General features: G+C 34.0%; 11 protein-coding genes. All 11 read left to right on the plus strand.

The features are described from left to right. Nucleotides 1-2: 2 nt before the first annotated feature. The 11 genes from ACZ1AQ_RS11800 (at nucleotide 3) to ACZ1AQ_RS11850 (ending at nucleotide 12,637) form a co-directional block, all read left to right on the plus strand. Nucleotides 3-878 (plus strand): glycosyltransferase family 2 protein, encoded by an 876-nt coding sequence (locus ACZ1AQ_RS11800; protein ID WP_489633090.1) that lies wholly within the window; start codon nucleotides 3-5, stop codon nucleotides 876-878. After that, entirely contained in the window at nucleotides 878-1,816 is a 939-nt protein-coding gene (locus ACZ1AQ_RS11805; protein WP_489633091.1) for a glycosyltransferase family 2 protein, read from the plus strand. Before ACZ1AQ_RS11800 ends, ACZ1AQ_RS11805 begins: the two co-directional genes overlap by 1 nt. Next, entirely contained in the window at nucleotides 1,809-2,798 is a 990-nt protein-coding gene (locus ACZ1AQ_RS11810) for a glycosyltransferase family 2 protein (RefSeq protein ID WP_489633092.1), read from the plus strand. Before ACZ1AQ_RS11805 ends, ACZ1AQ_RS11810 begins: the two co-directional genes overlap by 8 nt. Nucleotides 2,799-2,800: 2 nt before the next feature. Further along, nucleotides 2,801-3,820: a glycosyltransferase family protein gene (locus ACZ1AQ_RS11815; protein ID WP_489633093.1), complete on the plus strand. Its 1,020-nt coding sequence runs from the start codon at nucleotides 2,801-2,803 to the stop codon at nucleotides 3,818-3,820. Next, nucleotides 3,817-4,893 (plus strand): glycosyltransferase family 2 protein, encoded by a 1,077-nt coding sequence (locus ACZ1AQ_RS11820; RefSeq protein ID WP_489633094.1) that lies wholly within the window; start codon nucleotides 3,817-3,819, stop codon nucleotides 4,891-4,893. Before ACZ1AQ_RS11815 ends, ACZ1AQ_RS11820 begins: the two co-directional genes overlap by 4 nt. Nucleotides 4,894-4,908: 15 nt before the next feature. Next, complete coding sequence (locus ACZ1AQ_RS11825; RefSeq protein WP_489633095.1) at nucleotides 4,909-5,997, plus strand: glycosyltransferase family 4 protein; 1,089 nt, start codon at nucleotides 4,909-4,911, stop codon at nucleotides 5,995-5,997. A 264-nt stretch (nucleotides 5,998-6,261) separates the two neighbouring features. Beyond that, nucleotides 6,262-6,930 carry an acylneuraminate cytidylyltransferase family protein gene (locus ACZ1AQ_RS11830; RefSeq protein ID WP_489633096.1) on the plus strand — a complete coding sequence of 223 codons (669 nt, stop codon included), beginning with the start codon at nucleotides 6,262-6,264 and terminating at the stop codon, nucleotides 6,928-6,930. A gap of 75 nt (nucleotides 6,931-7,005) precedes the next feature. Beyond that, nucleotides 7,006-8,046: an N-acetylneuraminate synthase family protein gene (locus tag ACZ1AQ_RS11835; protein WP_489633097.1), complete on the plus strand. Its 1,041-nt coding sequence runs from the start codon at nucleotides 7,006-7,008 to the stop codon at nucleotides 8,044-8,046. Nucleotides 8,047-8,478: 432 nt separating this feature from the next. Further along, entirely contained in the window at nucleotides 8,479-9,600 is a 1,122-nt protein-coding gene (neuC, locus tag ACZ1AQ_RS11840; protein ID WP_489633098.1) for a UDP-N-acetylglucosamine 2-epimerase, read from the plus strand. Between the two features lie 83 nt (nucleotides 9,601-9,683). Then, complete coding sequence (locus ACZ1AQ_RS11845) at nucleotides 9,684-11,087, plus strand: UDP-glycosyltransferase (RefSeq protein WP_489633099.1); 1,404 nt, start codon at nucleotides 9,684-9,686, stop codon at nucleotides 11,085-11,087. Nucleotides 11,088-11,203: 116 nt separating this feature from the next. Beyond that, nucleotides 11,204-12,637, plus strand: a complete 1,434-nt coding sequence (locus ACZ1AQ_RS11850) for an MBOAT family O-acyltransferase (RefSeq protein ID WP_489633100.1) — start codon at nucleotides 11,204-11,206, stop codon at nucleotides 12,635-12,637. The last annotated feature ends 56 nt before the right edge of the window (nucleotides 12,638-12,693 follow it).

A 12,693-nucleotide genomic window follows, 5' to 3' on the forward strand; every position in this document is an offset into this window, starting at 1 on the left:
TTATGTCTACTGTTAATCTGCCTTTGGTTTCAATATGTATACCTACTTATAATGGTGAAGAGTTCATAGAATCTGCAATATTATCTGCGTTGGAACAAACTTATCCAAATATAGAAATTATTATATCAGATGATAATTCTACAGATAATACTTTGTTAATTGTTGAACGTATATTAAGTAATTCGGAAAAACCATTTTATATACACCATCATATTCCTAAAGGAATTGGTGAAAATTGGAATAATTGTGTTAAAAATTCAAACGGGCAGTATATAAAATTTCTTTTTCAAGATGATTTATTAAATAATGATTGTGTTGAAAGAATGATGAATTTGATGTTGAGTTCTCCTAATGTGGGATTGGTATATTGCAAAAGAAAGTTTATTTACGACTCAACTAGTCTTGAACACTTGAATTGGATTAAGGATTGTGGAGTTTTACATAAAAACTGGTTTGATCTTGTTATTGGCGAGGAAATTTTAGACGGAAAGATATATTTAAAAGATAAAAAATTATTAAATGAACCTTTGAACAAAATTGGCGAACCTACTGCAGTTTTATTAAATAGGGAATGCTTTAAAAAAGTTGGTTATTTTGATAAAGATTTGAAACAAACTCTTGACTTAGAATATTGGTATAGATTGATGAAATTTTTCAAAGTTGGTTTTATAGATGATGAGTTAGTTACATTTAGACTACATTCAAACCAAGCTACTTTTGTTAACAAAAGAAACCAATTGGATGAAGAAAATTTGTTTAAAAATAAAATTTACGACAATATCTTTTGGCAATTAGATAGAAAAAGACAAATTAAACTTTTTAAAAGCCAAAGTAAAATTGGAGACTTTTATAGATTATTAAAAAGTAAGTTAAAGTAATGAAAATCTTTGCTATAGTTGTAACATATAATGGGATGAAATGGATAGAAGAGTGTTTGTCATCTCTCTATTGTAGTTCTCTACCACTTGAGGTCATTGTAGTAGATAATTATAGTTCAGATGAAACTGTTAGTTTTATCAAGAGTAAGTTTTCAAACATTATGTTGTTTGAGCCAAAGGAAAACCTAGGTTTTGGAAAAGCTAATAATATTGGTATTTCATATGCATTGAGACAAAATGCGGATTTTGTGTTTTTATTAAATCAAGATGCTTTTGTAAATAAAAATACCATTGAAAATCTTGTGAGAGTTGCTCAGCAAAAACCTGAATATGGTATTTTAAGCCCAATTCAGCTGGATAATTCAGGAAAACTTCTGGAGACTTATTTTTTTAGATTTATGGCAGAAGATAATTCAAAATCCTTTTATTCCGATTTTGTATTAGCTAATTCATTAAAAGATGTTTATGATATTGATTTTATCCAAGCTGCAGCATGGCTTTTACCCAAGAAAACACTTTTAAACATTGGAGGATTCGATCCTATCTTTTTTCATTATGGTGAAGATAATAATTATTGTCAGCGATTGTTGTATCATAAAATGAAAATAGGAGTTGTGCCTAATACATATATTAGGCATGATAGTCATAAACCAAAATTCGAAAAGGTTGAATTGTTTTCAGAAAAGTATTTTAATATTTATAAAAAACAAATTGCTGTCAAATATGCCGATATAAATCTAGAATTTAATGCCAAAAGTATTTTTAATGAAAAAAATAAAAACCATAAAATTATATTGTATAATTTTTTAAAACTTGACTTTAAAAAGGTTAGAGGCTTTTTTAAACAATTACATGTTTTAAATAAATCTTTGAAACTAATTCAGGTTAGTAGAAATAAAAATGTTCTAATTAATTCAAATTATTTGAATCTTGAGTAGTTTAGTCTCCATTATCATCCCTACCTACAATCGAGCGCACTTAATTGGTGAAACCCTTGATAGTATTGTGGCACAAACCTATCCCAATTGGGAGTGTATAATAGTAGATGATGGTAGTACAGATGATACCGCTACTCTTATTGCTGAATACATACTTAAAGACAATAGATTTAAATATCATACGAGACCAGAAGACCGGTTAAAAGGAGCTAATGCTTGTAGAAATTATGGTTTTGAATTGAGCGAAGGCCAGTATATAAAATGGTTTGATAGTGATGATATAATGCATCCTCAATTTCTGGAGAAGCAAGTTGCGGTTTTAGAACGTAACTTAGTTCTAGATTTTTGCATTTGTCAATCGGTAAATTTCTATGAAAATTCTTCTAAAATTATTTTCAATCGCGCAAATAGAAATCCCAAAGAGAGTTTGATTTTAAGTTATTTGGTAAAAAATCATTATTTTTTAACTGCTGCTCCATTATGGAGGAAATTTTTTTTAAAAGGGAAAGCTCTTTTTGATGAGGAATTGTCGGATTCTCATGAATCAGATTTTCATTTTAGAATGTTAATGTATTTTCCAAAATACGTTTATTTAGAAGATTTTCTTTATTCTGTTAGAAGAGGTAATAAGAGTATTACTCAAAGTATTGAAAATAAAAAAGTAAGTTTAGATTCAAAAATTATTTTTTTTTCTAAAGCCATAAAATTAATTAATGGGCAATATGTTAAAGATAAGGATTTGATAAGGGAGTATTTAACCTATAGAATTTCAATTGCTATTTATGAATTATGTACTTTCAATTCAAGATTTGATATTTTAACTCAATATAAAAAGAAAATTAATTTTTTAATTTTTCAAAAAGGAATTAAAATTCAAACTAGAATTAGGTTAAGTATTGGTTTTGCTTTACTTCTTTTTTTGGGTAAAGGGTATACTTTCCTTAAAGGAAATTTGAATATTAGAGAAGAAGTTATCAATTAAATATGCGAGTAGGTCACAATCCTCATAAAGACAAAATTCAAGAAGCATCTAATTACTTGCATCAGGTAATTATTCCTGTTTACATTCCTAATCAGGAAGGCTATTTTAAAGATAGTTTTGCAATTTTGAAATTGTGTTTGAATTCATTGTTTTCTACAATGCATAAAAAAACCTATGTTACGATTGTTAATAATGGAAGTTGTAATTTAGTAGTCGATTATTTAAATGTTTTATACACAGCCAATAAGATTCAAGAAATTATTCATACAACAAATATTGGTTATATTAATGCGATGCTGAAAGGGATAACTGGGCAAAATTTTTCTCTTGTTACTACATCAGATGCAGATGTATTATTTTTGAATGGATGGCAAGATGCTACTTATTCTATTTTTGAAAGTTTCCCTAAAGTTGGTGCTGTATGTCCTACACCTTCATCTCGGTCTCTTAGAACATATACTTCAAATGTTTATTGGGATAATTTATTTTCAAAATCATTAAAATTGATTGATGTGAAAAATCCTTATGCACTTAAAGCATTTGCAGAAAGTGTTGGTAATCAGGGTTTTTATAATCCTATACAATTAAAAAAAAATTTATGTATTACTTCAAAAAAATGTAATGCTGTTGTTGGAGCAGGTCATTTTGTAGTCACATACAGGTCTTCGGTATTTAATAGTTTTGAAGTTCGTTATACTGATTTTGTTTTAGGAGGAGGAAGTGATGATATATTTGATTTACCAATAATTAAAAAGGGGTTTTGGCGTCTTTCTACAGACGATAATTATGCATATCATATGGGGAATGTTCTTGAGGATTGGATGTTTGAAACGGTTTCTAAATTAAAGCAAAATAATTCTGATAGTAATTTTAAACTACAGCCTATTCAACCTAGTTCCAAAATAGCTTATTTTATCAAAAGTAGATTATTTTCGAAATTTATATTGAATAAGAAAATAATGCGTTATTTTTTAATATGGAAAGGCTTATCTAGGCAAGAAGCTAAAGAGTATTTGACATGATCACCATACTTTACCCTTATCGCAACCGAGAATTAGAACGTATAAAACGTTCTATGGATTCATTAGCATTGCAAACGGATCAGCGTTTTAAAGTGCTCTTTGTAGATTATGGGTCAACTCCAAAACAAGCATATCTTGTTAAGCAATTGATAAATAATTATGCTTTTGCCATTTATCTGTACACTTATACTGGATTACAGCCATGGTCCAGAGCGAAAGCACTCAATGTAGGGTTGCAACAAGTAACTACTGATTTTGTGTTTACGGCCGATATTGATATGATTTTTAGTCCGGATTTGGTCAGTACATTACATGAAATAAAGCATTCTCAAAAGGCTATTTATTTCAAGGTTGGTCTTTTATCTAAAGAAGAATCAATAGTAGAAAAACCATTTGATGAGTATACCGTCGCCTTTACAAGTGATGTTGGTGCTCAAGGGTTGTCGTTCTTTGCAGTTGAAGCTTTGAAAGCGATTAACGGATATGACGAGTTTCTACATTTTTGGGGAGCAGAGGATATTGATATTCATAATCGATTAGAGCGATTGGGGCTTACTAGTTTTTTTTATGAGGCGGCTATTTTGATGCTGCATCAATGGCATCCAACCTATCGAAATAGTGAAACAAAATATTTAACAACTGATTTACAGTTGTCGTCTATTGTTGCCCTGAATCATAAGCATTTATTACATAACGATATTTCAGATAAAATTTGTATTGAACAACCTAATTGGGGGATTCTGGTCGATAAAAAAACATTTGAGACTCTGGAAAGCGAGCCGGTAACCTATATTATTTTAAATAGTTCAGCATCAGTCACTCATTTTTTATTTGTTGAATTACCTAAATTTCGTGGAGGCATCTTAAAAGTTTGTTTTAAAGAGGATTCTTATGCCCAAACCTTGAAGTATTTTGTAAAAAAGTTTTTAGGTAAAAAAGTACCTCAGTATTTTAGTTTAAAGGAAATAAATGATCAAGTATTGTTACACATTATTTCATTTTATCATCACTATCCCTATATGTATCAAGTAAGTTCTGATTTGAAAAGTATTACATTTGCTATTAAAAAGTAAATTGAAATCTGCAACATGCCTAAAGTGATTCTTATTTCTCAAGTGCCTTTGCCTTTTTCCAATATTGGAAGTTGGACCACTTTGTATAAAAATTATATTCAAGGTAATCATGCTATTGATTATCTCATCTGCCCTGAACCAATAGAAAAGTGGGAAAAAGTTGCCTATAGCTTTGTTGCGAGGAATTCGATGACTAGCTTTCAAAAAAAATGGTACAAAAATCCTTATTTCGGTTATTTAAAAGCTTTAGAAAAAATACTGCAACCTAATGAAGAATATATTATTCAGCTTGTAGATAATTTTGGGATTGTAAAATTCCTAGTTGATTTTCTGCAAACTAAGAGAATGCGTCAAGATGTGTATCTACAATTTTTTTATCATGGCTATTCTCCATTTTATGAAAATTTTCAAGGTCGATGGTTTTTTGAGATTATTGATGAAATGGTTTTGTTGACTCACGATTCTTATGTAGCACATAGAGATTATTACACAGTCTTGCCTACTCGATTTTCGGTCTTACCTAACGGAATAGATACCTCACGATTTTATCCACTTTCAACAACAGAAAAAACTAGGTTAAAAGCTGAAAGGCTTGTTGCGGATGCCACAGTTTTTGTCTGGTGTTCACAAGATCGTCCTAAAAAAGGATTGCATCTTATACTAGATGCTTGGAAACGCATATATTCGCAACGGCAAGATATTGTGTTATGGGTGATAGGTTGCGAGCCTAAATCTCCACAGGATGGTGTAATATACTTAGGTCGTATTCCTAATGATGAATTGCCTTCTTATTTCCAAGCCTCCGATTGTTATTTATTTCCTACTTTATGGCATGAAGGATTTGGGTTGAGCTTAATTGAAGCGTTACATTGTGGAAATTATTGTATCGCGTCTGCTTTGGGAGGTGTTCCTGAAGTGTTGCAGTATGGTAAGTTTGGGAAATTGATAGAAAACCCTCATTTTGTTTCAGCATGGGAAGAGGCCATATTAGATTTTTTAGAAAATCCAAGGTCAAAATATAGTTTACCCTCCGATTTATACTCTTCTAGAAGTTGGAATGAGGGTATGAATGCTCTTATTAAACGTGCTAAAGAATCAATGTAGCTTTTGATAATCATGCAAATTGAAAATATTATTTTCAATTTGCATGATTACCTCCAAAATATCCAATAAAGCGCTCTATGAATAAATAGGTAGTGCTTTTCGTTTTTTTTTATCATTTTTACTTAATCAGCCTTTTTTCCTCTAAAAAGCATTTTCTTAATTTTTTTTTGTAGTCATTAAAAAAACTTTTAGGATTCAAAATTTTGAAGGTTAGAAAAATATGACTATTACATTTTATTATCTTTGACTACCAAAAAAAAACATTTGAAAACCATCGCCATTATACCCGCTAGAGGCGGCTCGAAACGATTGAAAGACAAAAACATCAAGATTCTCAATGGTTTACCTTTGTTGGTACATAGTATTCGGTATGCGCAGCAATTTCCAGATCTTATTGATGGGATTTTCGTCAGTACAAATGATAAGGGGATTAAGCAAGTAGCACTTGATTATGGGGCTCAGGTAATTGATCGCCCTGAAGCCTTAGCGGGTGATCATGCTACCACCATTTCGGCTTTGCAACATGCCTTGGACAACCTACCGGATACCGTACAAGATGTTGTTTTATTGCAGCCTACCAATCCTTTGCGTCCTGATGCTTTGCTGCCTGAGGCGCTGCACCTTTATTTTGAAGGAAAATTTCAAAGCTTGTTTACGGTGAGCAGAAACCATCAGAAATTAGGAAGAATTGTAGACCAACAATTCGTACCATACAATTATGAGTTGGGGCAAAGGAGCCAAGATTTAGAGCCTTTGTATTTCGAAAATGGCTTGTTGTATGTGTTACAGTCCGATTTGATTCGACAAGGGAAAATTATGGGAGAGCATTCCTTTCCTTTTGTGGTTGATAATCCTTTTTCGGAAGTAGATATTGATACTCAAGCCGATTTTGATTATGCAGCCTATTTGATGAGGAAAGAGACTATAGAATAAAGACAAAAGACTATAGAATATAGAAAACAAAACTGACAACCGACAACCGACAACTCCTAACCGATAACAGAAATTATGAATCCCTATATAGAAATAGCAGGAAGAAAAATAGGTCCAGATTATCCCCCTTTGGTGATTGCCGAAATTGGTATCAATCACGAAGGATCATTGGAAGTAGCCAAAGCCATGGTGGATGCAGCCCAAAGAGCTGGAGTGGAAGTGGTGAAACACCAGACCCATATTGTCGAAGATGAAATGGCTGGAGCTGCCAAGAATGTCATTCCAGGAAATGCCGATGTTTCTATCTACGAAATTATGGAGCGCTGCTCGTTGCATGAAGCAGACGAATTGGAATTGAAAAAGTATGTAGAAAGTAAGGGTATGATTTTTATCTCAACCCCCTTCTCTCGTGCCGCTGCCGAAAGATTAAAAAAGTTTGATATACCCGCATACAAAATTGGATCTGGAGAATGCAACAATTATCCGCTTCTAGAGCATATTGCTTCGTTTGGCAAACCAGTTATTTTGAGTACCGGAATGAATACTATCGAAAGCATTCGCAAAGCGGTGGCAATTTTTGACCGTCATCAAGTACCAGTGGCTTTGTTGCATACCACCAATTTGTATCCAACACCCATACATTTGGTTCGATTGGGAGCCATGACGCAAATGCAGGACGCTTTTCCAGACAAAGTGTTTGGACTAAGCGATCATACCCAGAATAATAATGCTTGTTTGGGAGCAGTCGCCTTGGGAGCCAGTATTTTGGAACGTCATTTTACCGATCACATGCAGCGCACCGGACCCGATATTGTATGTAGTATGGACGAGTCTACCACCCAAGAATTGATTATTAGTTCGAATGAGATTTGGCAAATGCGAGGGGGTGTTAAAGCACCTGCCCAAGAAGAGCAAGTGACCATTGATTTTGCTTTCGCTACTGTTTGTGCTATTGCAGATATCAAAGAGGGGGAACTGTTTACCAAAGACAATATTTGGGTAAAACGCCCTGGTACTGGTGCGATTTTGGCGGAACACTTTGAATCGTTACTAGGTAAAAAAGCGACTCGTGTTATTAGTAATGACGAGCAGTTGCGATGGGAGGATGTAGACTAACACACCCCCAGCCCCTCTCGAGAGGGGAGTTAGGAGTGCAAATAATCAGCTGAACGGAATAGAAGAATGTCTTATAAAGCCTTAAATGTGAATGTTAGCATTGGCATATTCCCCTCTTGAGAGGGGTTAGGGGTGTGTTTTAAATAGTGATTTTTATACATTTATTTCCTAACCTCCTTTACTCCTTTTTTATCTTTTATTAAGAAATCGTTGAATCTACGATTTCATGAGTGGAATTAAAACTTAAAATATCTAAATTTAAAAATTACACCTCACCATTATTGAACAAAATAGCTAATTTAGCACTCACGAATCCCCTCTATAAAGGGGTTAGTGTGTGTTCAATTGAAAAGTGGAATCAGAACAAAACCATAAATTTCAACACCCCTTTTAAAGGATGAGTTAACATCATATCTCACATTCAATAAGTAAATGAAAAAAATCGTATTTCTTACCGGTACTCGTGCCGATTTTGGTAAAATAAAGTCATTGATTTCAATTTTGGAAGCGCAACCTGAATTTGAAGTTTTTGTTTTTGTGACGGGTATGCATTTGCAAGAGGAATACGGCTACACCTTATTAGAAATTGAACGCTGTGGGTTTAGCCACATTCATACTTTTTCTAATCATACCCACGAGACGACTATGGATTTGACGCTAGCCAAAACTATAGAAGGCTTATCAGGGTATGTAAAAGAAATACAACCAGATTTAATCGTCGTTCACGGGGATCGAGTGGAGACTTTGGCAGGAGCGATTGTGGGTTCTTTGAATAATATTTTGGTAGCTCACATCGAAGGCGGAGAGGTTTCGGGCACTGTAGATGAATTGATTCGACATAGTGTGAGTAAATTGAGCCATATTCATTTTGTTTCCAATACTGAGGCGGCGCAACGATTGCAACAGATGGGCGAAATCAAGGAATCTATTTTTACTATCGGTTCACCAGATATCGATATTATGTTCTCAGACCAACTTCCCGAAGTGACTGTTGCTAAAAACTATTATCAATTGGATTTTGATGCGTATGCCATTGCGATGTTTCATCCTGTAACGACCGAGATTGATCAGATGGAAGCTTACGCTCAAAACTTTGTTGGGGCACTGCTTGCTGATCATCATAATTATTTGGTGGTCTATCCCAATAATGATTTGGGAAGCCGATTAATTTTAAAAGCTTATGAAGTTTTGAAAGGCAATCCAAGATTCCGCATCATACCTTCTTTGCGTTTTGAATATTTTTTGACCTTGTTGAAAAATAGTCAATTTATTATTGGTAATAGTAGTGCAGGTATTCGTGAAGCACCCTACTACGGAATTCCGATTATCAATATAGGAACTCGCCAACAAAATAGAGCGGTTCATGCGGATATCCTTCATGTGGATTATGAAAAAGAGGCGATTTCAGAGGCGCTTAAAGCTATTGATTCTCATACAATAACTATCGGTGATTCGGATTTTGGCCAAGGGGACAGCGCACAGTTGTTTTTGGAATGTCTTCAGATGACTAATTTTTGGCAAATGAATCAACAAAAGCAGTTTAGGGATCGGTAGGATTTATTCGCTAACCCTTTCAGAGTTTCGAACTCTGAAAGGGTTAAATACAGGGTTAAAAAGATTTTTATAAGAGATAACTAATGACAACAAAACCCAAAATAGTAATCTTACTGCCTGATGGTATTGGACTCCGAAACTTTGCTTATTCAGAATTTCATGCTATGGGCGAAAAAGAAAATTTTGAGCTCGTGTTTTGGAACAATACCCCATTTGATTTGAAGACACTTGGTTTTACCGAAATTAAAATCGTAAATTCCAAATCACATCCTCTAACCGAGACCTATAAGAATGCGCGCAAGCAAATAGAGTTAAACCTTACTATTCGTATAACTAAAGACAAGGTTTATGATACCTATCGCTTCCCTTTTTCTTACAATAGTATAAAAAAGGCAATCAAGAGTAGTATCACTCAATTATTGACTTTTACGCATTCTTCACCATTTGGATTGACTCATATTCGGGAAAAAATAAAACAAAACGAACGTAAAACCTTGTATTACCATCAGTGTTTGGAAACCTTACAAAAGGAACAACCAGCTCTTGTGTTTTGTACCAATCAACGTCCGATGACGGCTATTGCTCCTTTATTAGCAGCTCAAGAATTGGGTATTCCGACAGCCACTTTTATTTTTTCTTGGGATAATTTGCCCAAAGCCACAATGGTGGTTGAAACGGATTATTATTTTGTTTGGAGTGATTTGATGAAAAAGGAATTGCTATTGTATTATCCTTACATCAAAGCATCGCAAGTTTTCATCACTGGAACCCCACAGTTTGAGTCGCATTTTGATCATAGCAAAATCCTTTCTAGAGAAGATTTTTGTATACAGCACCACTTGGATTTTGATAAAAAATACATCTGCTACTCGGGTGATGATGTGACTACTTGTCCAGATGATCCAAAATATTTAGAAGATGTAGCTTTGGCAGTTCGTGAATTGAATAAAAAAGGATATGCATTAGGGATTATATTTAGACGTTGTCCCGTTGATTTTTCTGCTCGTTATGATCAAGTACTGAAAAATTATAAAGATGTAATTACTTCAATTTCTCCCCTTTGGGAACGAATCGGAGAAGGTTGGAATACTATATTGCCTACGTCTGATGACATTGCGCTACAAAATGCAACCATTGAGCATACGGAAATGGTTGTCAATTTGGGCTCTTCTATGGTATTTGATTATGTTGCGCATCACAAACCGTGTGCTTTTATCAATTATGATGTTGACCAAAAGATAATTTCCAATTGGTCGGTTAAAAAAATATACCAATACGTTCATTTTAGATCTATGCCCAACAAAGAAGCCGTTTTGTGGATTAATAGTTCAAATGATATCGCGGCTATCATTGAGAAAGGAATTACAACCTCTTCATCGGTAATCGAAAATGCTCAAAAATGGTTTGAAGTGATCAATCAACATCCACCGCAATTGGCTTCTCAACGCATTTGGAAAGCCATAAAAACTATCATTTCTAAAGAATAATGCTTTTCTTTGCAAAGCAAAAATCAATTCAAATCAAGACTACTACATTATCTGTAATTTACCCAATGAATTAGTGGGAATTAGTGAGATTTGTGTTAGTTATTTTACTATAAAATATGTTTTTCAACTCTTTGGCTTTTGCCATATTTCTGCCCTTAGTGTTTTTTTTGTACTGGTTTGTTTTCAATAAAACAAAAAATACTCAAAATGCTTTACTGATACTTGCCAGTTATTACTTTTATTCCTGCTGGGATTGGCGTTTTTTATTCCTATTGGTATTTTCTACTTTTTTGGATTATTACACGGGTATCCGAATCGAAAAAAGCGCTAATGAAAAAGCGCGAAAGTTTTGGTTTTGGCTCAGCATTGTGGTCAATTTAGGATTTTTAGGGGTTTTTAAATACTTCAATTTTTTTGCTGCTTCGTTTGCTCAACTACTTACTTCTGTTGGGTTTAAATCTAGTCCACTACTGCTTGATGTGATTCTTCCCGTTGGGATATCCTTTTACACCTTTCATGGCTTATCTTATGTCATTGATATTTATTACAAACGCATTAAAGCGGAGTATAACTTTGTTGATTATTCTTTGTTTGTAAGTTATTTTCCTTTGTTGGTGGCAGGGCCAATCGAAAGAGCCACCCATCTGTTGCCACAGGTCAAAGTAAAACGTAGTTTCGATTTAGAAAAAGCCAAAGAAGGCCTGGCCCAATTCGTTTGGGGATTGGTCAAAAAAGTTGTGATAGCAGATACTTGTGCTACATATGCCAATGCAGTTTTTGATAACTATTCGGCAATGAATTCGTTATCCTTGATGCTTGGTGCTATTTATTTTGCGTTTCAAATTTATGGTGATTTTTCAGGCTATTCGGATATGGCTTTGGGGATGTCAAAGCTCTTTGGCATTGATTTATTGAAAAACTTCAATTATCCTTATTTTTCGAGAGACATCGCCGAGTTCTGGAGACGTTGGCATATTTCGTTGTCCTCTTGGTTCAGGGATTATTTATACATTCCTTTGGGAGGCAGCCAGGGCGGAATGTGGTTCAAGATTCGCAATACCTTTATTATTTTTTTGGTGAGTGGTTTTTGGCACGGTGCCAATTGGACCTACGTAGTTTGGGGCTTATTGAATGCCATTTACTTTCTGCCTTTATTGGTGTTACAAAAAAACAGAAACAATACTGGTCCTGTAGTAGTTAACTTCGATTGGAAGGGGTTAAAAACTATAGGGAACATCTTAATTACTTTTCTTTTAAGTACTATTGCTTGGGTCTTTTTTAGAGCAAAATCCATAACCGATGCGGTTTTGTATTTAAAACAATTGGTTGATAATGGTGATTTTAGTTCGCAATATTTGTCTAACGAACGCTATAACTACGAAATACTCCTTTTAATTGGTGCTTTTGTAGTGGTAGAATGGAACAATAGAAATCGAGTAGAGCCTTTATCAGGACGCTTTAGTCTTCTTAAATTTGGTTTAGCTATTGCGGCTATTATGGCTTTAGGTACTTTTTCGGATTATAAGGCGTTTATTTATTTTCAGTTTTAAGAATAAAGCGTCTCGACTGCGCTCGACCTGACAGCGTGAGTTGAGAGGTTTAGATG

It is taken from the genome of Flavobacterium sp. UM26 (assembly GCF_057922445.1).

Excerpts from the sequence above, each read along its gene's own strand:
- ACZ1AQ_RS11800 (WP_489633090.1), top strand. The coding sequence starts at position 3 with ATGTCTACTGTTAATCTGCCTTTGGTTTCAATATGTATACCTACTTAT.
- ACZ1AQ_RS11805 (WP_489633091.1), top strand. The coding sequence starts at position 878 with ATGAAAATCTTTGCTATAGTTGTAACATATAATGGGATGAAATGGATA.
- ACZ1AQ_RS11815 (WP_489633093.1), top strand. The coding sequence starts at position 2,801 with ATGCGAGTAGGTCACAATCCTCATAAAGACAAAATTCAAGAAGCATCT.
- ACZ1AQ_RS11820 (WP_489633094.1), top strand. The coding sequence starts at position 3,817 with ATGATCACCATACTTTACCCTTATCGCAACCGAGAATTAGAACGTATA.
- ACZ1AQ_RS11825 (WP_489633095.1), top strand. The coding sequence starts at position 4,909 with ATGCCTAAAGTGATTCTTATTTCTCAAGTGCCTTTGCCTTTTTCCAAT.
- ACZ1AQ_RS11835 (WP_489633097.1), top strand. The coding sequence starts at position 7,006 with ATGAATCCCTATATAGAAATAGCAGGAAGAAAAATAGGTCCAGATTAT.
- neuC (WP_489633098.1), top strand. The coding sequence starts at position 8,479 with ATGAAAAAAATCGTATTTCTTACCGGTACTCGTGCCGATTTTGGTAAA.
- ACZ1AQ_RS11845 (WP_489633099.1), top strand. The coding sequence starts at position 9,684 with ATGACAACAAAACCCAAAATAGTAATCTTACTGCCTGATGGTATTGGA.
- ACZ1AQ_RS11850 (WP_489633100.1), top strand. The coding sequence starts at position 11,204 with ATGTTTTTCAACTCTTTGGCTTTTGCCATATTTCTGCCCTTAGTGTTT.